Origin of the sequence: Muriicola sp. (genome assembly GCF_049669965.1) — a bacterium.
Taxonomy (GTDB): domain Bacteria; phylum Bacteroidota; class Bacteroidia; order Flavobacteriales; family Flavobacteriaceae; genus Muriicola.
On sequence record NZ_JBATLB010000262.1, the window covers coordinates 1 to 24,360 of the forward strand.

The following is a 24,360-nucleotide window of genomic DNA, read 5'->3' on the forward strand; positions in this document are numbered from 1 at the left end:
GTGCCCCCGCACTGGTACCGATCATTCCAAATTCCGGAAGGATCTGCAACACTTCCTTATCTGCCGTTAGCTTTTCAATAACAGCATCAATGTCCAGGAATTGGTTGGGAAATGCCGGGGTAACGCCCGGAGCGATCTTTGCCAGTACATAGTTCATATTCACGATGGCATGATTGGGATGTCGTTCTTTGATGAGCTCTATAAAAGGAGTCATGGCATCTTTATCACCTTCTATCCATCCGCCTCCATGGACCAAGAGAATAACCTTGGTTTTAGTAACTGAACGGTTGGCGGGTAGATAGACATCGTACACTTGTTCCTGACTGGGCCCATAGGATATGTCTAGCAGTGCAAGTTCTTCTAAAGGCAAGGTCTCCTCTTCCTCAATAGGTGGTACCTCAACAATAGTCCCTACTTCTTCAAACGAGGAGGAACATGAGAATGAAAGTAATCCCACGATAAGGATTGTACTATATTTGATACTCCTTTTGTTCATGGCTTTAGTAAACAGAATAGATCTACGTTGTCTACTCTCAAAGATATCTAATTGTTGCCTGAGAAATGCAGCTTTTGGTTTAGTTTCCTTTTTTGCCCGATGTATGGATCTCCGCACTCCTTTACAACATCTCTTCGTCCGATACATTCTTCTCGGTTCTGACCTTTGCATAAGGCCCTTTTTTATTGGCCGTCTTCATATCTGCATAGCGCGGATCCTGTATGTAATCTTGTTTCTGCATCTTAATAACCTCAATACTCAAAAATCCAAATTCGCTTACCACCTTGCCATAAAATCGGTAAATACCCCTTCCCCTGAAAAAATACTGAGCGGCTACCGGGGGGAACAAGACCGTATCAAAGACCTCCCCGTGTTGGTCTACCAGGGTAGCAAAGTTCATGCGCTTGCCGTTATGGGTCTTGGTGTTCTTTACCGTGACCAAATACCCGTACAGATCTATATACCGGTTGAGGTAACACGGCAGATCCCTGCTCCCATTTTTATTTTTAGGGGGTTCTTTTAGCAAATGGAAGGGGCTGCAGAGACAAAAGCTTAACAACTCCAGCTGGGTAAAGGCCATTTCCAGATCCGTAGTATGCAGCCGGGGGATCTCAAAATCCTGATGGATTGGCGGGAACAGCTTGGGGTGGTCTACGGCATTTCCCTTGGAAAGAAATAAATGGGCTTCCCATAACAGTTCGTGTTTGTTGATCCCGGTAAACCGAAAGGCATCAATACGGATCAAAATACTGAGCTGTTCAATGGAGATCAACACCCTATCCAAAAAATCTTCCAGGGAAGCAAAGCTTCCATGGGCCTGCCGCTCCTTTAGGATACGATCCATTACCCTCCCCTCCAGTTCTTTTAAATACATAAACCCCAGGTAGATCTCCTTGTCATAGATACAATTCACAGCAATGCTCTTATTGATACAAGGTGCATGCACGGTGGCCCCCAACATCCGGGCTTCATGCACATAGAATTCCGAACGGTAGAACCCACCCCCGTTATTCAAGACCGCTACCAAATATTCCAGCGGATAGTAGGCCCTTAAAAACAGGCTTTGATAACTTTCCACTGCATAGGAGGCAGAGTGTCCCTTGGCAAAGGCATAGCCGGCAAAGCTGGCCACCTGGTGCCAGATCTCATCGATCAGTGTCTCTTCATATCCTTTCTTACGGCAATTCTCCACAAACTTGTCCTTTACCTTCTGGAACTCATCGCGTGAGCGGTACTTCCCGCTCATTCCCCTGCGCAGCACATCAGCCTCTCCCAGGCTAAGACCCGCAAAATAATGGGCCACTTTGATGACATCTTCCTGATAGACCATCACCCCATAGGTTTCGGGCATAATGCTCAACATTACCGGATGCCCCTTCTCTTCTGCCCTCCCCGGATTGCGGTGTCGCAGGATGTATTCGCGCATCATTCCACTCTGGGCCACCCCCGGCCGTATGATGGAGCTGGCAGCCACCAATCCCAGGTAGGTGTCTACCTCCAGCTTTTTTAACAACATCCGCATGGCAGGCGATTCCACATAAAAACACCCCATACACTGGGCAGATTTGATCATATTATTGATATGAGGATCTTGCTTGAATTTTTTGATGTCATGGATGTCGATACGCTTGTATTCCTCAGGTTGATTGAGGGCCAGGATCTGAATGGCCTCTTTGATCTTGGCCAGACCCCGCTGCCCCAGGATATCAAATTTGTATAAGCCTACGTCTTCCGCGATCACCATATCGAACTGGGTGGTGGGAAAACCTTTTGGCGGCAGGTGAGTGGCCGAAAAATAGTGTAATGGTTGTTCGCTGATAAGGATTCCCCCGGCATGAATGCTGAGGTAGTTGGGCATGTCCTTAATAAGGTTGCCATACTTCAGGACCAGAAGCGATACCTCATCTAAATCTGAAGGCTTGTAATGCCCCTCGCATAAAAAATCGATCTCCGCCTTGGGAAGGCCAAACACCTTTCCGAGTTCACGGATCACTCCTCTCGACTTAAACGTGACATAGGTCCCCAAAAGGGAGACATGCTGAAAACGGTCAAAGATGTATTGGGTGATTTCCTGCCTGTCCTTCCAGGAAAAATCAATATCAAAGTCGGGTGGATTGGTCCGGTACAAATTGATAAACCGCTCAAAGTAGAGATCGAGTTCAATAGGATCCACATCGGTGATCCTGAGGAGGTAGGCCACAATACTATTGGCCCCACTCCCCCGCCCTACATAGTAAAAGTTGCGCTTTCTGGCTTCGGATACAATGTCCCAGTTGATCAGGAAATAGGAGACAAACTCCTTTTCCTTGATGAGTTGTAATTCTTTTGCAAGTCGCTCGCGAATACGCTCATCCACCTCCGGGTAGCGGTAGGGCAACCCTTTGTAACACAGTTCCTCCAACAGGTTTTCATCGGCCTCTTTGCTATCCAGATAGGTACTCTGGTTTTGTGGTTTCCGGTCCTTGGAAAAATCGAAGTGGATGCTGCAGTTGCGCATGAGTTGCTCCGTATTTTGGAGGATAAAGGGATATTCAGAAAAGACCTCCGCCAGGTTCTTTACAGAGAACATCCGTTCCTCAAAGGAAGCCTCCTCATCTTTGGGAAGCTTGCTCAGCAGCACATTGCTGTCTATGGCCCGCAGGAGACGATGGGCATTAAAATCGCGTTTATTTCTGAAGGTAACCGGTTGTAATAGCACCAGTTTGTCCTTGTATTCTATGAGCCTGGAAAAGGGCAGGCGCCTCAGGTCTGTAACCGAGATACCTATGTACTCGTGGTCTAAAAAATGATGCTGATCATTTAACAATACTTTTTCGAAAGGATAGATAACATAGGCATGTTGGAAGACGGGTGCCCGTTTGGGTATCTTTTTCTCCTGGTGGAGGTGTTCTGACAAGAACGCGTTGAGTTCGCGATAGCCTTCATTGTTTTTGGCGATCCCCACAAAGCATGCCGTTACCCCGTTGCGAAAATCGATCCCCAAAATAGGATGTATGCCAAAGTCTGCGGCTCTTCTAACAAAATTAAGACAGGCCGAAGTGTTGTTGATATCAGTAAGGGCCAGGCGGGTAACCTCGTGCTCCCTGGCCAGCTCCAAAAGGGCTACTTCGGAAAAGGTTCCGTAACGCAGGCTGTAGTAGGTGTGGCAGTTTAAATACATTTTTTTCTTTCTCTCTTCATTCCTTTTTGCCTTCTCTTTTCTCTTTCCTCTTCATTTCTTTTGCTTGCCCAAAAGAAACGAAGCAAAGAAAAAGGCACTTTCTCGTAGGCGATTTTAATGCAAGCATTAAAACCAGAGCCAAATTCCTAGATCGCCTACAAGGTTTCGGCGATCCTTAACGCACTTTGTCTCTTTCGCTGACGATAAAGGGCTACATAAATCCAACTGTTATTTTTTCGAGTCGGCATATCCATTACGTTTATGTTAATACTAAACTTTGTTATATGTCTCCCTTATCTACAGAATAGGACCGAGAAACCGACAATGGTACTCGTCCCGCCAAAGGCGGGATGGCGAGGTTTCGAGGCCGGTTTTATCTGCAATAGGCAGATAAAAATTCCTCAGATAAGGCGTCTTTTCTTTTCTCCCTTTTCTTTGGACGAGCAAAGAAAAGGGAAGCAATAAAAACAGTTCACTGCTTGCGATGTGCAAGAATAATTGGTGGTTGCCCATTGAACGGATTTGCCATCCTCCCAATGGTCTTGGCCCCCATCCCCGAGGCGCGGAGCACGCTCTTGTCCCCAAAACGCTCCCGGAGATGATCCATGGCGGCATATAAATTGAGGGCCTCCTCCGTATCCTCGAACAAATTGATCTGATAATTCCCCGGCACCAAATAGCTAAACCGGATCCCGATAAGGCGTACCAGCATCCGCTTGTTGTAGAGGGTGTTGAACAATTCCAGGATCCTGGGGATCAGGATATGATCCGCGCTGGTGTAGGGGATACGCACTTGTTTGGAATAGGTGTTAAAATCTGAATAGCGCACTTTTACCGCAATACAGGCGGTTAGTTTTTCCCCTCGCCGTAACTGGTAGGCCAGGTTCTCTGTCATGGCAATTAAAATGCCCCTGAGTTTAATAACATCTATAGTATCCTTGTCGAAGGTGCGTTCTGTAGAGATCGATTTGCGGTCCGAAAAAGGGATCACAGGGGTATTATCTACCCCATTGGCACGTTTCCAGATGACCCTGCCGTTGGCCCCCAATACCCGTTGCATAACATCCATAGGCATTTCCTGTATGGTCCTCACCTGCCGCAAGCCAAGGTTCCGGAGGGTTTGGTAGGTCTTATCTCCTACCATGGGGATCTTTTTGATGGATAGTGGGGCCAGAAAACGTTTTTCGTACCCAAAATCTACCTTCAACTGGTTATTGGGTTTGGCCTCGTTGGTAGCCACTTTAGACACTACCTTGTTAACAGACAGGCCAAAAGAAATGGGTAGGCCAGTTTCCCTGGTGATCTCCTTCCGGAGTTCGGACGCGTACTGGTAGCAGCCAAAAAAACGGTCCATCCCGGAAAGGTCTGCGTAGAACTCGTCGATACTCGACTTTTCAAAGAGGGGTACCTTCTCCTTGATGATGTCAGTGACCAGATCGGAATGTTTACTATAGGTGCCCGCATTACCTCGTATCACTACTGCTTCAGGACAGAGTTCCCTTGCCATTTTCATGGGCATGCCAGAATGCACCCCAAAGCCACGGGTCTCGTAACTACAGGCGGCTACTACCCCACGGTCGCTCGTACCCCCAACCAACAGGGGCTTATTCTTGAGTTCGCTATTAATAAGGCGTTCTACGGATACAAAAAATGTATCGAGGTCCAGATGTAAAATGGTCTTTTGCATACTATCCAAAAAGGATAGCTAATATATGGAATATTTCCTTTTTTATGGATTTTTTCCATATTTAATCTTTATCTGAAATAAGAAAAGGCCACACAATAGTTGTGCAGCCTATATAGGGTAGTTAATGATTGGTCATTATTTCTTACAACAACTGAAAGGCCCTGATGATGAGGAATACCATGATAGAAATAAATAAACAGCCCACCACGATAAACGCGTCAATGATATCGAACTTTCTCCGCATATTTTTATAGTTAAACCAATTTCCTGTTAATCAAACGGAAAACCGGTTAAGAGTCTGTATACAAAAGCATATAACACCACCAAGAACATGATCAAACTAAACCACGCGAAACCTTTAAAAAATCTTCGCACAAAAAAGTTTTCTATCGCCTTGAATGCTTCTGAATAAATCTCTTTAAAAAGTAAAAGTGTCTTCATACCTGTCCAATTATAGGTTCAATTCATACTTACACTTACAAAGCTATGACCCTATTGTATCAGAGGTAGTATTTTTGGATTAGGTGAAAGAAAAAGAGATGAATGACACACTGCAGAACAAATATCCATGAGACTATACCGTTTATCGATTTGATAAGTAATCTTACAATCCGTTATTCTACATGTGGTCATCGATAAACTGCATTAGAAAAAAACCAAAGAAGATCTCCCTAGAACCGATAGTTAAGGGTAAGAACCGTGCCACGGGGAAGTACAGGGATCTTAGCAAGGGTCTTCAATACCTTGGGGTCATCCAATCCTTCTTCGAGGATCACCTTATTAAAACGATTCTCTTCGGGTCTTGCCATGGCTTAATCTAAGGGCTTGGCGCATCCCCTCCAGCAGCGTATAGTATTCCCGCCCAGAGGTGATTCAAGAAAAGTGGTTCCTCGAAGGTTTCATTGGTATGGCCCATGGCCGTGTAGAAAGATCTGCCTCCCTTGTATTCCTGATACCAACTCATAGGGTGATACTCCGGGTTACTGCCACCAATATAACTTTTATCATCTATGGTAAGGACCACATTAATGTTGGGAGAAATGTTTTTAAAACTGTAAAACTCGTCCTCCCTTTCGAACTCATCCGGCATGCCTTTGGTGGCCCAATGGTCCTTTTGCGTTACTGTAAACTTCCCTTTTTGCACATTGCTGGGATCACTGGGATGATCAAGAAAATAAGCTCCTGCCAGGCCTCCATACCATGGCCATTCGTATTCGGTATCGGTTGCTGAGTGTACCCCAACATAGCCACCACCCGCTTGAATATAGCGCTCAAAGGCATTTTGTTGTGCTTCATTTAAAACATCTCCGGTAGTATTGAGAAAAAGTACGGTATTGTATTTTTTTAATTCTCTTTCGTTGAATTGTTCCGCATCTTCAGTGAACACAACCTTAAAATCTTTTTCATTAGCCATTTTCGTTAAGGCATCTTTCCCGGCCGAAATAGATTCATGTCTATAACCCTCTGTTTTACTAAAAACGAGCACATTTATTTTTTCCTTTTTTGAACAGCCATTGAAGACAAAAGCAACGGCAAGAATTGTAAAAAGGAGAATAGCAGATCTCATAGGTGATGGTTTATAATTTGATAAATATAATAAGTCTATTTGAGGTGGGGACTTGTAAATCCCAGCTTTAATAATCCTGTTTGCACCTCCGGACAAGACATGAACAGGTCCCATAAAAGTCCGGTTCTATAATTTTCAATCATCACAACAATGGGCCCCTGATCAATAGCTAGATAAGTAGAAGCAACCCAATTTTCAGTAAGATTGAAGGCATCATAGAAACCATATGGACCCCATAATTTGCCTTCATAATTCTCATAGAAATTACGCATAGCCTGTATTGAATACTCTGGTGTATATGGCATGGAAGAAATAGCCGCGGTTGGTGAAATGACCCCCAGATCATTGGTAGGACTATGGGCCGAATATCCCAGACGGTTATCGCTTGCTGTAAGACCCCAACTATCTTCTGCATAGCCCAAATATTGCTTTGGGTTTTCCAGACAATACGCTCTGTTAATCAGAGTGTGATTTACATTTTGCTCCCAATAGTTAGCATAGAGATCTTGTAAACCTCTTGGATCCAAACCCAAAAAGGAATAATGGGCAAAGAATAGAGGACCTCCATAATCAGGTCCCAGTGGTAATTGCCACTGATTATAATACTGTTGTCCATTATAAAATTGGTTGCCTGAAGTCCATCCAACATCATAAACTGAGGTATCTATTGGGTGCGTGGGGGAAGAAGATGCCAATACATAAGTGATCAGGGCTTCATTATATCCTCTAATCTGGTGGTTGATGGTCCATTCATAGTTGGGAGACCAGTGCCAGGTTAATATCTCCTGACCGTTGGTATACCATTCCCATTCTACTTCGTTCCATAATTGATTGATCTTATCTCGCAGAAGCGACTCTTCAGGAAGTTCCTCATTAAAATATTGCCTTGCCGTGAGCAGGCCCTGGATCATAAAAGAAGTTTCTACAATATCGCCTCCATTATCTTCTGTAAAAAAGGGTCTCACCTTTCCGGTACTGCCGTAATACCAATGTGGAAATGCCCCGTGAAAACGATCTCCATTCAGTAAGAAATCCGTGATAGTATGCAGCCGCTCCACGGCCTCTGTCCTGCTTATGAAATTTCGTTCAACTCCGACTATCATAGCCATGATGCCAAAGCCGGAACCTCCGGTTGTAACAATCTCCCAACCTTCTACCCCATAAGCATCTTTGTCTGAACGTTCTAAGGCCATCCCACTAACAGGGTGTGCAAAATCCCAAAAATATTTAAATGTCTGGCGCTGTACCTCATCCAGAAGTGCTTCATCGGAAAGTGATTCAACAGTAAAAATATCTGGATCTGAATTTAGAATTACGGTATTGTCTCCTTTGGAGGAGCAAGACAACAACATGAAAAACAGGGTGAACCCAATGAAAAGAAACACTCTGATGACAGGGGCGAACCCTTTTTTAAGAAGTTGCATCCTTAAAAATATAATTATTTAAGTTAATGTAAGACTTCATGAGAAAAAAGTCAAGATTCAAAATAACGGCTATGAAAGCACCAAGGTTGGATATTGATAGCCATCGGGGGAAACCACACTTACTTTTCTCCATAAAAAAGCCCCGAATAAATTCAGGGCTTTAGAATGTACCTCGGGTGGAATGTAATTCCTAAATGATTGCCCTTCAATCCTTTGACGAAAGAAACCGAGTAGAAGCTCTTTGTTAGATTTCAAAAAATGTCAGCGGCACCTAAGAACATAGCCGATTAAAACAAATCAAATTTATATCGTTTTATTCAATCTCGATAATGACTGTCTTTTTTCATCGTTACAATTAGGGTTCCTTTAATCTTCTTGACTTACAAAGACGAACACAACAACCTCTGGTGGTCTATACATCTGTATCTCCCGCATTCACAACAAATATTCGTTATTCATAGATAAAGCCCTTTTTTTTGTTAATAATAACTATACCCTTTATCCATAATGGCTAAAAAATGTAACATAAATAGGAGTACCCTCTCCAAGGGATTGCTATTTTTTCTGTTCTTTATTACGGCTAATTTTATCCATGCTCAGCTTAGTGACCTTCATTATCTGCCTCCTTTAAAGCAGGGACAGAACAATCAGGCAATACAACAACAGGCTATATATCTTTCTACTCCAGAACCCGTTACTTTCACGGTTAATGTCTATCGGGGAACAGGAGCCACACCGGTTGCCTCTTTTAACATTTCTAATTTAAATCCGGCGGTCTATTCCCTACCGAATGGTGACAACAACATTACTCTTGTCAATAATACTAATACAGGCGTTGTTTTAAATAATTCAGGTCTGAGGTTTGAATCCCCCAGCGGAAATAGGTTTTATGTCAATTATCGCGGATATTCTTCTGCCCAGGCAGCTTCGCTTACCTCAAAAGGCAGGGTTGCACTTGGGAGGCGTTTTAAATGGGGCGGGGTGCCTAATTTGGGATCGCACCCTTCCAAATCGAACACCCTTGGTATCATGGCCACTGAAGACAATACAACCTTTACTGTTTTTGGATATGATCCTAATTGCCGGTTTCGCCAAGGCAATAATGTGTACGGATTAACCAACGATAGCTATACGATTACCTTAAACGCCAACGAGTCATTCGTGTTTGAAGCCTATGTGGGCAATGCCCCCACCCCTGCCCATAGGGATGGATGGATCGGAGCTTCTATAGAGTCGGACAAAGACATCGTCATCAGCAACGGATCTATGAACTTTGGTCGTCAGGAAAATGCCAACAACCGAGATGCGGGGATCGATCAACCCGTACCCGAAAACAGGCTGGGAAAGGACTACGTATTCGTACGCGGTAATGGTGGTAGTAATGGCGCCACAGAATTTCCCTTGATTATTGCCACCGCAGATAATACTCAGATCTTTATCAATGGTTCCGCTACTCCTATCATTACCATCAATAATGGAGAATATTTCGAGGTACCCAGCACATTCTATTCCTCCAATACCGTTGGGGCCAATATGTTTGTACAAACTTCCAAGGATGCATATGCCTATCAATGTATGGCAGGTGCAAGCCAGGTCTATACACAGGGCTTAAATTTTGTTGCCCCTGTAAATTGTCTGCTGCCAGATGTGATGGACAATATCCCGGATATTAGAAATATGGCTGGAACCCTGGTCAATGGGGGTGTCACCATTATTGCGGCAGTAAATACTCCGGATGCAAATATCACCGTTACCGACGGGAGTGGAGTTGTTGGTCTTCCTGCATCTAACCCGGTGGCAGGTTCTCCTGATTGGAAGACATTTTTTATTCCCAACCTAAATGGCAATGTAAGTATACAATCTACTGGCCCTATCGCCGTGGGATTTTTTGGATATAACGGAGCCAGAGGGGTCGCCGGATACTACTCCGGGTTTGATACCGTCCCCGAGGTTACCCTGGAAATTGCAGGGGGTAGTGGCTGTTTTGTAGGCTCTACTATTTTTGAAGCTACAGGTAATTTTGATGCGTATCAATGGTATGGCGATGGTCAGTTGATCCCCGGGGAGAATGGCCCCAGCTATGCCCCTACAATCGCTGGAGACTATTTTGTGCGCGGTACTAAAGGCCCCTGTACGTATGATTCCCAATCTATTTCCGCTTACTATTGCGATCCTGATGTGGTTGTTGAAAAAACCGTAGACGAGACCGAGATCATGGAGGGCGAAACGGCTACATATACTATTAAGGTTAGGAATCTGGGCGTGGGTCCTATTACCAACCTTACAATCACAGATGATATCCCAGCAGGCCTCACTTTACTGTCTACCTTTACCCTTAAGGGAAACTGGAGCGGTAACACCTGGAATATTGGGAGCCTGAATGGAGGGGAAACCGCTTTTTTGGAGATAGAAGTTCAGGCAGATGAAATAGATCTACTGCCCCTTTTAAGTCTTACGAATACCGCCTTTAATTCACAAGATCAGATAGACGCTAACATTACCCTGGACAGTCCTTCGGCACACCTCTATGTACATAACGACTTTGATAATGACGGGGTAATAGATATTACCGACCTTGATGATGATAATGATGGGGTTTATGATGAAGAGGAATGTGCCTCCCTGTTGTTTAATATTTCCAATGGGAATACCCATACAAGTAGCTTGATTACGAATAACAACTATTTGTTGCTTGATATCTTCGACTTAGACAACTCTTTTAACCTTCAAATAAATGGTAATGATGTTGCCGGTGAAATTCAATTTCAAGATGGTTCTCCTGGCAACCTTGCGAGGTTTCTGGATGGTACTACCTATGGCGAAAGTGGGAACCCCAATATTTGGACCCTTACAGGCACCAATGGCAGTCCATTACTAAGAGTAGTCATTGATCAATTCGGAAGGTTCGAACTCTTCGGAATACGATCTTCTAACGGCATCCTGGAACCCATGGTTTTAACTTCTTCCGCCGCTACAGTGGCGTGGAATCCTTCGGGAAATAACACTATTACCATAGGTCAGGCTGTAATTGGCCCTACAAACATGCGCGGGACATTATTGACTGCAGGTTGTGATACCGACTCGGATGGTATTCCCAGTTCTCTCGATCTCGATAGCGATGGTGACGGCTGCAGTGATGCCAATGAATATTACAAAGACAATGATGCCGATGGAGGTGATGGAGGAGAATATGGAGCAGGTGTGCCCGTAGTTGACCCTTCGGATGGTACTGTTACAACCGCTTCCTATATTCGGGTTTATGCCCCGGAAATTTTACTGGGCAACACCTCTGAAGACCTGGGAGGGAATGATATCAACGGGCAGGGGGTTAACCTTGGCCAGACTTATCAATATGTACTGCGCTTCAGAAATACAGGTGATGACGATGCTATCAACTACATCATCAGGGATATCCTTCCCAACAATGTTACCGTAGACAATATAGATGTATCGAATGCACCGGGGACCAGCGTAAACCACGATCTGAATACCAATATCATTACTTTTGAAGTTCCCGACAATCTGGTTGAAATTGGTGATCCTGAATACAGTATTCGAATTACAGTAACCCTTTCAGGGAATTGTTCCGATTTTGTGGATGCATGTTCTTCACAACTTCAAAATAACGCCTACTCTACATTTCAAGGAGTCTTGAATTCCACAGTATTTACGGACGAAGAAGGCGCAAACTATAATTTCCCCTGTAATTTCACCCCTCAGGTAAGCAACAACAATATCCTGGACGACCTGGTCAATTGCAGTCAGGCAAGAACTGTGCAACTCTGTGGGAACGATGTGGTCCTTAGTGCCGGTGACGGTTTTGCCAACTATACCTGGGCAATTGATGTAAATGGCAATGGCCAGATTGATGGTGCAGATACCCTTTTAAACGACGGGGATCCTGATGGTAACCCAAGGACACTACTGGTGACGAACACGGGGAATTACATCGTAGAAAAATCAGACAACGGAAATTGCCCGGACCTGGTCGAATTGATTACCGTAGCACCATTTGGAAGCAATCAGACCAATCCAATTATTGATTATCTCAATCAGGTCAATGCAGACAGCAATCCGGATAATGACCTTCAGGGCGACATAGTTACTTGTTCAATTGATGGGGACCTTTTGCCACAAATATTTTTGTGCGGAGAAAATGATGAAGCCTCCATACAATTGGGCATCACCGATGCTCAGAGCATTGTTTGGCAAAAACTGGACGAAACGAGTTGTGCGGATGCCGGAGATGATTGTGCCAATAAGAACAGTGGTTGCATCTGGAATAATCTGGCCACACAGGATAACTACACCTTTACTGAGAGTGGCAAATATCGGGTGGTGATCAATTATCAAAATGGTTGTTTCAACCGATATTTCTTTGATATCTATAAAAACACCCTAGACATTCAACATAATGCCACAGACATTCTTTGCAGTACTCCGGGTACGATAAGGATCACTAATATTGGCTCCAATTACGGATTTCAACTGCTCGATGCGACAAACAATACCATAGTGGTTCCCTTTTCCGCAGACAACGGCCCTAATTTTGACATTAACACCAGTGGAACCTATAAAATTCAGGTGACTCAATTAAATCCTGTGACGGGCGACCCACTGACCGGAAGCTGTATTTTTGAAACAGAAGAAATTGGGATTCTTGAGAGGGACTATCAGGTTAACCTTACCTCAACCACAGCAGATTGTGATCAGTTGGGCACCATAACAATACAGGCCCTTAATGTGTTGCCAAACTACAATTACGAATTAAGGCTGGATGATGGCAGTAATGGCGGACTTGGAACATTTATTGACAATCGGGTGGCATCGAATGACAATACCTACACCTTTACAAATATTAATCCGGGAGATTATATAGTGATAACCACCACTTCGGATGGTTGTACAGATTCCCAGCAAATTACGGTTGGGGAAATACCAGAATTAACCCTGATCGCCTCAACTACCGAAAACATTAGTTGTACTGCAGGTATTGTAACCCTATCACCAAATGGTGGTAGTCCGAATCCCGATTACCGGATGGCCGTATGGAGCAAAGATGGAGTAGACCTTTACTCCGATCCTTCATCTGTACCCCCATCAGCAATGCAGACCAATCCAAACTTCTTATTTGGATATAGGGGATCCCCTGCGGTATATTATCCTAATGAAGATGGAGATTACGAGTTTATCGTATTTGATGACAATGGATGTTATACCATATCCAACAGTGTACGGGTTGATGAAGTGGGCGGACTTTCGGTTTCTGCAACCGATGCGGGAATTATATGTGCAGATTCCTCTACAGCTTCACTAAACATAAGCGTTACAGGTGGTACGGCACCTTATCTATACAGTCTGGATGGTGGCACCATTTACCAAGGTAGCAATACGTTTGTAAACCTGGCTGCCGGATTATACACCATTACCGTAATGGACTCCAGTGGTAACGGTGGTAGTGGTTGTGTAGAAACCATAAATTATGAAATTGACCAGCCCTTTAGATTGACCGCCTCAGCAGCTATTGTAGAGGATGCCTCCTGTAATCCAAGTGGCGCCCTGGTGAAAATTCTAAACGCCAACGGCGGCCAGGCCCCCTATGAATACAGCTTTGATGGCGGAAGCAGTTTTAGCGCCATCAATGAACGAAATCTTGCCTCCGGCAACTATCAATTGTTGGTAAGAGATATATTGGGTTGTACCTATGATATGGACCTAACTGTCCCTGCAGTAGTTGCGAATCCCAATCTTAGCGCCGACGTATCTTACGCTTGTGACGGTTTAGGAACCATAACGATTTCATCGTCTAATACTACTGATTTTACCTATAGTTACAGTCTGGATGGCACGCCAAACACCCCCTCAGACAATAATGTTTTTGCAAGTACCTCAACCGGAACCTATACGGTAAGTGTTGGGTATTCCAGTAGCATCACCCCAAACCAAAGCACACTGTTTTTTGAAAATTTCGGTGCCGGGCCAACAACCCAGATAGGAGAAATAGGGCCGGGATATTGCTATGAACCCCAAAATGGGACCACAACCGCCTGTAATTTAGGTCCGGCAGGGATCCTGGTAAATGGGGAGTACACCGTTACTAATTTTGTGACCAACCCCATTCCCGCATGGCTTAGCCCAAATGATCACTCCGGTCTTGCCAATGGAAGATTCCTTTCCATTGATGTAAGCACTTTAGCAGGCGATAACGGTATCCTTTGGGCCCGTAGGGGAATTGAAGTACTGCCTAACCAACCCATAAACCTTTCTTTCTGGGCATACAACTTATTGAGAACCTCCGCCAACGGAAACAATCCTGATGTTCTGATTGAATTGGTTGACACCTCCGGTAACATACTGGCAAGTGCCACCACGGGCGATGTTCCAAAAAACAACAATGCGGATGACTGGCACAATTTCACTTTCAATCTTGATCCGGGAGTAAACACCACAGTGGACATTGTTTTGCGCAGCAACCTGAACAGTGATTTTGGAAACGATCTGATCCTTGACGACATTCAGGCAGTGCAGTTGCCTGAAGTATGTGAAAGAACTCAGGATTTTGTTGTGGTGGTTGAACCCAACCAGGCATTCGATGCCCAATTACTGGGCGTTACAGACCCCAGTTGTAATGGAAGTACAGATGGTTCGATTCGCTTTGAAGTAGCTAATTTTGATTCCGTAGCCGGTTTTGAATATTCTCTTGATGGAGGCACTAATTGGATAGCATCACTAACCACTCCGGTTACTACGGCAGCCATATTTGCTGATGGAACTTATACGATTTTAGTAAGGAAAGCAGATGAACCCGGCTGTTCAGTAAATTTCCCCTTTACGGTAACAGAGCCTGCAGCAATTGTTCCGCAATTGCTAGTAACATCGGCATATACCTGTTTCAATTCAGGAGCCACTTTGGAAGCAGCGGCCACAGGAGGCAACCCAGGTTATGAATACCAACTTGAAGATGCTATGGGAACTCCTATAGCAGCCTTTCAATCAAATGCCGTCTTTACCAATATAACCGATGGAGATTATCAGATACGGATACGTGATACCAATGGTTGCGAAGAAATTACTACCACCTTGGTGACAGTTACCCCTCCAGAGGCCATTTTATTTACGACATCTGCTACCGCTTGCTACGATGGATTGAACAATGCAACCATTACCGCAACGGTCTCCTCCGGAAACGGAAATTACACTTTTAGGATCAATGGTGGTGCCTGGTTAACACCTACACCATCTTCAGCCACGGCTTATACCTTTAGTGGTCTCTCTAGTGGATCTTACACCCTGGAGGTTTCTGATATCTATGGCTGTGCCTCAGCCATTGAAACGGTAGCTATTAATCCAAATTTATCGGCACAGTTAACGGTTGTTGATGTCACCAGCTGCGCAGACGGAAGCATAACAGTAGGCCCCACAGGAGGAGATGGTAATTTTGTCTATGCGTTTTTAACAACAGGATCTCCTGTACTGGATACAGATTTTGGAGCCTCAAACTCCTTTGTAGTGAATAGCGCAAGCGTGGGAGACTACGATGTGTACGTCCGTGACAATAACGGTACATCACCTTATTGTCAATATATGGAACTGGTAAGCGTGGCAAATGCACCCGTGCTGTCCTTTACGACCACGGCTACGGATCCTGAATGTCATGACGGTCTCGGTGCCATAAGCAGTAACATTACTGCCGGTGACGCCCCCTTTACCATTGAACTGCTCGATCTGGACAATGGAGGAGCATCAGACCAGGTGGTAAACAATGTCTTGACCAACACCTATGATTTTTACAACCTAATGCCCGGGAATTATACCATTACTGTAACCGATCAATATGGTTGTAGTGTTGCAGATACCCCAATAACTATTAATAATCCCGATGAACTAACAGCTGATGTGATCGGAATTACCCCTGCCAGCTGTACGGGAATACTGACCGACTTTGGCTTTGACCTGGTGAGCTACCCTACCACCTTGGGAACAATTGAATTTAGTGATGACGGAGGTGCTAACTGGCAGGCATCCGATCAATTCAGGGGATATCTATCTGGAAATAGTGTTTATCCCTCGTTGAGGACCGTTGATGGTTTTGGAAATACCATTTGCCAGACAGACTTACCACAGTTTGTTATTCCATTCCCACTAGACGACTTAGATATAACCATTTCTGCCCTGGTGGTAAACTGCAACGAACTACAAGTCACAGTTCTGGGAGCGGAAGGCACCCCGGACTACCAATACACCTATTCTGAGGATGCTTCCAATTTTGATCCTCTTAGCCCGGTTAACCCGTGGACCACTCCGGCCAGGGATGCTTTGACCCCTTATGTCTTTACCGGATTGATTCCCGGAAGAACATATACCTTCTATGTGCGTGATGCGGCAGGATGTGTGAGACAAAGTGATGTGAATGTCAATAACCTGATTACCCCGCCTTTGGGAATCACCTCCTCCCTCACCCCATCTTGTAATGGCAGCAACAACGGAAGCATCACGTATACTATTGAGGAAAATGTTGTTTCTCCGGGTACAGAGATGCGATGGTCATTCTATGACATTTCAACTGGCACTCCTGTTTTAGTTAGCGATAGTGGTGGTAATGTACCATTCGCTGCCCCACAGACCCTGTCTTTCAATTCACTGGGTGAAGGAAATTATTATATTCAGGTCACCAAAATGGACGGTGCCGTCCCTAGTTGTGTAAGTGCCTCTGAAAATGAACTCCTGGAAGAAATGGATGCCCTAACAGGTACCCCAACTGTCTCGAGGGATATCAGCTGTGACCGCCCTGGCCTTATTGAGATACCAGATATTTCAGGTGGCGGAGGTACGTATTTCTTTGATGTAAGTGGTCCTGTACCTTTTACAGGAATTTCAGGAACCATGGATAACCCGATTGAAATTCCGGCGAATTCTCCCGCTGGCACGTACACTATTTCAGTCAGTGATCAATTTGGATGTTCTATAGGTTTGGGAACTGTCTCCATGAACCTCTCTCCAAATCCTACCATTGATAATATTGTTTTGGATAACTGCAGTACCCAGGCCAGTGTGGTCATTAGTGCAAGCAGTACTGCAGCTCAAATTTTCTATTCCCTTAACGGTGGCACTAATTATCTGAATAATGGTGGGGTCTTTACCAATGTGGCACCCGGAACATATACGGTAGCCATCATAGATAGCAACGGATGTACAGATACAGCTTCCGTTACCGTATATGAGTCATTACAGGCCAATGCAACCCTGTCACAAACCCTTGGGTGTGGTTTTGGTAATGAGGCAGAAATCTTGCTTGAGGTAAGCCAGGGATCAGGAAATTATGAGTATGAAATAATTGGTATCTCGGGCACCTTGGTTTCGAGGCAAGCCTTGCCTCCAACTCCCTATTCAGCATCTACCACAATAGCAGATACCTACACGGTGAACATCTATGATGCCAATACCAGCGGGCCCGAGTGTTCCAGAACATTCACCATAGATATCCAGGCAGCAAGCCAGCCAAGTTTCAATGCAAATCCTAAAGATGTAAGCTGTTCAGGGGCCTCGGACGGAACAATCAGTATTGAAGAAAACAACAATGGCATCAACCCATTGAGCTTTAGCTTAAATCCCAATGTAGCATCCTTTAATCCGGTAAACAGGCGTTTCGAAAACTTGCCTCCCGGTACCTATGAAGTGATTGCTACGGGGCAAAATGGTTGTGATACCAGCATAAACAACTTGGTCATTGCAGAGCCTGCTATAATTGCATTTGCAATACCAACTGTCTCTCCTTTTGGTTGCTCCGCCGGTAATAGTACTGAGAACGCCACAGTTACTCTTGACGTTAGCAGTATTGCAGGAGGGAGCGGAAACTATGTCCGATATGAATTTGAGGATAACACATCCAACACAATTCTCCAAAGTGGTAGTAATCCAACCTATATACATTCCGATTTTACCGGTGGTGATATTCTTGTGAGGGTTATTGACGACAAAGGCTGTACCGCACAATCCCTGGTTTCCATTGCTCCTTATGATGAATTGCTGAATACCAGCATCAATGTGGACGACCCCATAAGCTGCAGTAATCCAGGGGAAACCATTAGTTTGGACGCCACCGGAAGCTTAACCAACTATACCTCAAACCCCGGGAATTATGAATTCAGACAGCTGCCGGGTACCATCTATCAGGCATCAAATCAGTTTACAGCATTAGGGGCGGGTAACTATACGTTTGGTGTTAGAAATATAAGCACAGGTTGTGAACTGTTTATCAATCATTTGGTAGAAGAGCCAAACACTTTTGATCTTATTGTTGAAAAACTGGCCGATGCAGTCTGTTTCGGAGATGATGGCAGTATCAGGATCAGCATTACAGATGCAACCTATGTGGGTGGTTTCAGCTGGAATATATACAGTACCAATGGCACGCCCACGGACCGCTCTGACGACGGCCCTGCAATTGAGACGGGGTTCTCTTTAAATTTAGGCCCTACTACACCTATTAGTGTTCCCGCCGGTAATTATTTGGCAGAGGTGGTACAAGATGCTTTCCCTGAATGCAGCCAGCTAAGATCGTTCAGTATTGCCACTCCAGCAGCGGCTATTGCCCTCAATAGCATTAACCTTGTGGATGTTGGCTGTACCAATGACCAGGGAAGTGCATTGATTTCTCCTACAGGAGGTCAGGCACCCTATACAATAAGCCTTACGAATAGCACCACTGCCACAAGCAGTTCAGCTTCCTCAGTAAATAGCCAGTTGTTCCAGAATTTGACTGCGGGACAATATAATGTGAGCATTACGGATGCCCTTGGGTGCACACAGGTATTTGCCAATGCGTTTGGACTCTTGTTACCCGACAATATAACCGGGGGCATTTCACAAACAGCGCTCGTTTGTGAAGGAGATACAGATGCTTCCGTATCTATCAGCCTTAATCCAAGGAATGTCAGTACCAACTACCGCTTTATACTTAATACATATAACGATATTCTGGGAAGTACACTCTTGCGTGCTACCACCTCCCAGCTAAGTCAGGATTTCAACAATATTGGTGCTGGTTTCTATAGTATTATCGCCTTAGATGATATGGGCTGTTCTTATGAAACCTCCATTGTTGAGATTATAGCCCCAACAGAGGTAGAGGCATTCCTTATTACCACTCAGCCTCAGAGTTGCCTGTCTGGTGCTGAATTGGAATTGATTGCTTCAGGTGGCACGGCACCTTATTCCTGGAGTATTGATGGAATATCCTTTAATCCAATGAACGAAATCAATGGAGCAGACACCCATCTGTTTCAAAATGTAAGCGCAGGGAGTTATCGTTACTTTGTACGAGATTCCTTTAATTGTATTTCTATAAACTCCAATGCAATAGTTCTGGATCCCATAGAGTCCCTTACGGTCTCCCTGGACATTTCTGGAGCTGCTGTAAATTGCAACGGAGAGAGTACAGCCTTAATAGAGGCAAGGGCAGATGGAGGCCTGGGTAATTATCAATATGCGCTTTTTGCAGACGCGGCCCTGACCACCGAATTAAGGCCCAATCAAAGTTCTGGTATCTTTGCCAATTTAGCAGTGGGCACTTATTTTATAGGGGTACAGAGTAATGATTGTCAAATAGTTTCCGAGGAAGTCCAAATAGACGAACCCACGCCATTGGTTGTAAACTCAACGATTTCCGATATCAGTTGTAATGATGCAGCAGACGGAAGTATTGTACTAGATGTGTCTGGAGGAAGCGGAGATTACCAATTTGCCATTTCGCCCAATCTGAACCAATTTGACGAAAGCAATAGCTTTACTGAACTGGCACCTGGTAATTACAGTGTAATTGTACAGGACAGCAACGGTTGTTTTGAGTTGATTGAGTTTACCTTGACGGCGCCAGAGGCTTTAGCTGTAATCTCAACAGTATCGGATGAAATTTGTTTTGAAAGCAGTGACGGTGCTATTTCCCTACAAATATCAGGAGGTACTGCCCCATATTCCACAAGCCTGGACAGCAATACGGATACCGACTTTGTACAGGACCTCTTTGATTACGGCAACCTTGCCAGCGGGCTACACGTTGTTTTCATAAGGGATGCCAACGGTTGTGAATTGACAGAGGTCTTTGAAGTGGCGAGTGGAGTTAACCTGGCCGGGGAGGCGATTGTTGAATATGCTTGTGATCCTATGGGTTCCACTTCAAATTCCGTACAAATTGTTTTTGAGGACCAAACCATCATCAATGAGGTGATTTTTGGTCTGGACACGAACGATTCCGCCTTAATGCAATTAGATCCGGTATTTGAAAACCTTTCGGGCGGCACCCATATTATCAATGTGTTACACAGCAATGGCTGTGCCAACACTTATGAATTTGAGATTACCATTTTCGATCCTTTGACACTTCAACTAAGTGAGGGTGAAATAAACCAAATCGTGGCAACTGCCAACGGAGGATCCGGTAATTATACCTTTAGTTTTAACGGGGAACCCGCCAGCGAAGAAAGTGAATACTACATCCGAGAAACCGGAATCTATCAGGTGACTGTAATGGATGAAAACGGCTGTAGTATAACCGAAGAAATATTCATGGAGTTTATAGATGTAGAAATTCCAAACTTCTTTACTCCTGACGGAGATGGTCAAAATGACATATGGACTCCGAGGAATATTGAACAATATCCAAACATTTTTATCAAGATCTACGACCGGTATGGAAGGACATTATATGTTTTTAAAAGCAATCAGGATGGATGGGATGGAGCTTATCAATTAGAGGACTTGCCCACAGGAGATTATTGGTATATCCTTAAACTTAATGGGATAGAAGATCAACGTGAATTTATAGGACATTTCACTTTATATCGTTAAGTAATACCCATCTGAGTAGAGCAAATGTCTGTTACACCTGCCTTGATACGAACGAGCCAACTGGTAGATAGATTCAAATAAAAAACTTACAGTGCCTGAGAATAAACTATGCCCTAATCCGAAGAAGAGCCTAATCAGCGGCCTTATTTACGTTCTGCTGTTCTTATGTTTTTCCGCTCCGGCTTTTGCACAGTTAAGTGATTTGCATTACTTACCCCCTCTTAAACAAGGCCAGAATAACGGTGCTATCCAGCAACAGGCGGTTTACCTGTCTACACCGGAAAACACAGCATTTACCGTCAATGCCTATTTGGGTACGAATGGTACACCAATAGCGTCATTTACCATTTCGAAGACCAGCCCTGCGGTTTATAATCTCGCGAATGGAGATAATAATATTACTCTTGTAGATAATGCCAATACCGGGGTAGTTTTATCCAATAGCGGATTGCGCTTTGTAGCTCCCAGTGGGAATAATTTCTATGTTAACTACAGAGGAAGATCTGCTTCTCAGGCGGCCTCATTAACTTCCAAGGGTAGAGCTGCCATAGGGACAAACTTTAAATGGGGGGGCGTACCCAATCTGGGGAGTCATGTGTCAAAATCGAACACTCTGGGGATTATGGCAACAGAAGACAATACCACCATTGATGTCTTTGGATACGATCCTAATTGCGAATTCAGGGTAGGGAATAATGTGGCAGGTATTACAGCCGATACCTATCAAATAGTGCTTAACGCCAATGAGTCTTTTGTCTTTGAAACCTACATCGGAAACAACCCTACTCCCGCACATCGGGATGGTTGGATAGGAACTTCAATAGTTTCGGATAAAAATATTGTCATCAGCAATGGTTCTCTTAATTTCGGCAGGCAGGAAAATCAAAGCAACCGGGATGCAGGAATAGACCAGCCGGTGCCAGAAAACAAACTTGGAAAGGAATACGTTTTTGTAAGAGGAAGGGGGGGTGCAGATGGTGCCACAGAATTTCCCCTGATTATCGGAATTGCCAATAATACTCAGATTTTCGTCAATGGATCGGCCACCCCCATTGCAACCATAAATAACGGAGAATATTTTGAGATCCCCAGCAGCTTTTATTCCTCCAATTCGGTAGGGGCCAATATGTTTGTACAAACTTCAAAAAATGTATATGCTTATCAATGTATCGCAGGTGATACCCAAGTGTACACCCAGGGTCTTAATTTTGTGGCCCCGGTGAATTGTCTGCTGCCAGACACTATGGACAATATTCCGGATATTAGAAATGCAGCAGGAATAAATCTCACAGGTGGAGTGACTATTATAGCAGCAACCACAACCCCTGATTCAAATATAGTGGTCACAGATTCTAACGGATTAGCAAGCCTTCCTGCTCCAAATCCGGTTGCAGGAAGTCCTGATTGGAAAACGTTTTATATTCCCAACCTTAACGGGGATGTGAGCGTACAATCATCCGGACCTATTGCGGTAGGTTTTTTTGGATATAACGGAGCAAGAGGAATTGCCGGTTATTTTTCCGGTTTTGATACCGCTCCCAATGTTAACCTGCAGATAACAGGTAACAATTGTTTGCCCGGGGCCTCTCTCGAAATTGCCAGTGGAGAAACCTTTGATGCCTATCAGTGGTACGGGAATGGAAATCTCATCCCTGGAGCTACCTCGGCAACATATGTGGCATCCACGGCCGGGGATTATTATCTGGAGGTTACCAGAGGACCTTGCAGCTATGATTCTAACGCCATAGCGGTATACTATTGTGATCCGGACATAGTATTAGACAAATCCGTTGATAATAGTATGGTCACCGATGGAACCGTTGTAAACTTTACAATTAGAGTAGAAAGTTTGGGCAATGATCCTGTTACCAATTTGGTGATAACAGACCTCCTTCCGGATGGCCTTGAATTTCTTTCAGCCTCCGTACCGGTTGGCAGCTTTAGTTATCCAGACTGGAACCTTGGTACCATGACGAGCGGTCAGACAGTAACGATGACCCTATCAGCAAGGGCGAGGATCAATGATGTTACCCAAGCTACGGTAACACATGTCAATACTGTTACGAATTCACAAGACCAGACAGATACCAATATAACTGCCGATAATCCTTCCGTAAATGTACAAGTGAACATGATCCCCACGAATACCGTGATTACCAACAGAAGGATTTCAATCCGGGTAAACAAATTTTGAGGTAAGGATTCTCGTCATAAACGTCGAGTTCTTTATCTAAAAAAGAAGCGAGCTTCTTTTATGTAAGAGGTCTTATAAATTCAACCCATTTGAATTATGATAGTGGGATAAAGAATCTGGTTAGGTATTCTTATCCGGCAAAGATTAAGGGATAAACACTATTTTAGTGTGCATATAACAAGTTATGCACAATTAATTAGATTTCTTTGACAAGTAAAATATTTTTTCTACTCCTAATTATTTTTTCAATTCGAGGGATCGCTCAACAAAAGTCAGATGAACGTTCTCATCGAACATCCCTTGACTCCATATCTTTCATATTAAAAACTGAGTTTACCTTAAAAGGCATGCCAACAAATGACAAATTTGATTACAACAAATTTGTTGAAAAATTAGGAAAACCAGACAAATTATGGAGAGGAGGGCCTGAAATAATTGCGGAATTTGGGTGTGATGATTTCATGCTCACATTTTCTAAAAACCAAATTTGGGCAGGACATTGTTATCTTTCCGATGCCTTCATTGAAGAAAAGGGTATTGATATCAATGGACTTGAAATTGGAGATAAGCGTAAGAAGGTTGAAAAGATGTTTGACATAGACACCAGAGGCAAAGAAGAAGTCTGGATCTGGGGAAATTCCGTTCTAATTATACAATTTGATTCAAATGATATTGTCGAAAAAATGCATTTTTCTCAAAATAATACCTAATAATTTGACTGTGCATAACAACGGCTATCATTCATTTTGGCTAAACCTATCTTCAAATATTTGTTCTATTTTTAAACAAAGAACCAGGTTAAACGCTAAGAACAGCAGCTTCGCCTTGCCTCCGTTAATTTTTCTTGCTAACCGCAAGAAACCAGCCACCGGGCTCGCTGCAAACAAAACGAAATCATAGCCAAAGCCGTTAGCAAACAGTTTCGTATGAAATTAGACTACAGTAAAAAGCATGTTAATGGCTACTTGATTGGAGGCCTTATTTAT

Annotated in this window: 9 protein-coding genes and 1 pseudogene; 3 read left to right on the plus strand and 7 right to left on the minus strand. The window is 44.1% G+C overall.

Features of this window, described 5'->3' with window-relative positions; all coding sequences use genetic code 11:
• The 7 genes and pseudogenes from WBM49_RS13145 to WBM49_RS13175 all read right to left on the minus strand — a co-directional run.
• Window positions 1-457 (minus strand): annotated as a pseudogene (locus WBM49_RS13145) (alpha/beta hydrolase); the annotation flags it as partial.
• Window positions 458-617: 160 nt separating this feature from the next.
• Window positions 618-3,656 carry a DNA polymerase III subunit alpha gene (locus WBM49_RS13150; protein WP_424372508.1) on the minus strand — a complete coding sequence of 1,013 codons (3,039 nt, stop codon included), beginning with the start codon at window positions 3,654-3,656 and terminating at the stop codon, window positions 618-620.
• Between the two features lie 472 nt (window positions 3,657-4,128).
• Window positions 4,129-5,343 carry a DNA polymerase Y family protein gene (locus WBM49_RS13155; protein WP_424372509.1) on the minus strand — a complete coding sequence of 405 codons (1,215 nt, stop codon included), beginning with the start codon at window positions 5,341-5,343 and terminating at the stop codon, window positions 4,129-4,131.
• Window positions 5,344-5,613: 270 nt separating this feature from the next.
• A complete protein-coding gene (locus tag WBM49_RS13160; RefSeq protein ID WP_424372510.1) occupies window positions 5,614-5,784 on the minus strand; it encodes a DUF6747 family protein in 171 nt (56 codons plus the stop codon).
• A 230-nt stretch (window positions 5,785-6,014) separates the two neighbouring features.
• Window positions 6,015-6,152: a hypothetical protein gene (locus tag WBM49_RS13165; RefSeq protein ID WP_424372511.1), complete on the minus strand. Its 138-nt coding sequence runs from the start codon at window positions 6,150-6,152 to the stop codon at window positions 6,015-6,017.
• Window positions 6,153-6,160: 8 nt separating this feature from the next.
• Complete coding sequence (locus WBM49_RS13170; protein ID WP_424372512.1) at window positions 6,161-6,910, minus strand: ThuA domain-containing protein; 750 nt, start codon at window positions 6,908-6,910, stop codon at window positions 6,161-6,163.
• A gap of 35 nt (window positions 6,911-6,945) precedes the next feature.
• Window positions 6,946-8,334, minus strand: a complete 1,389-nt coding sequence (locus WBM49_RS13175; RefSeq protein WP_424372513.1) for a glucoamylase family protein — start codon at window positions 8,332-8,334, stop codon at window positions 6,946-6,948.
• Window positions 8,335-8,841: 507 nt separating this feature from the next.
• On the opposite strand from WBM49_RS13175, the gene WBM49_RS13180 reads away from it, so the two are divergent.
• From WBM49_RS13180 to WBM49_RS13190, 3 genes are all read left to right on the plus strand, one after another.
• Entirely contained in the window at window positions 8,842-21,180 is a 12,339-nt protein-coding gene (locus WBM49_RS13180; RefSeq protein WP_424372514.1) for a T9SS type B sorting domain-containing protein, read from the plus strand.
• Between the two features lie 91 nt (window positions 21,181-21,271).
• Complete coding sequence (locus tag WBM49_RS13185; RefSeq protein ID WP_424372515.1) at window positions 21,272-23,374, plus strand: DUF11 domain-containing protein; 2,103 nt, start codon at window positions 21,272-21,274, stop codon at window positions 23,372-23,374.
• A 206-nt stretch (window positions 23,375-23,580) separates the two neighbouring features.
• Entirely contained in the window at window positions 23,581-24,084 is a 504-nt protein-coding gene (locus WBM49_RS13190; RefSeq protein WP_424372516.1) for a hypothetical protein, read from the plus strand.
• The last annotated feature ends 276 nt before the right edge of the window (window positions 24,085-24,360 follow it).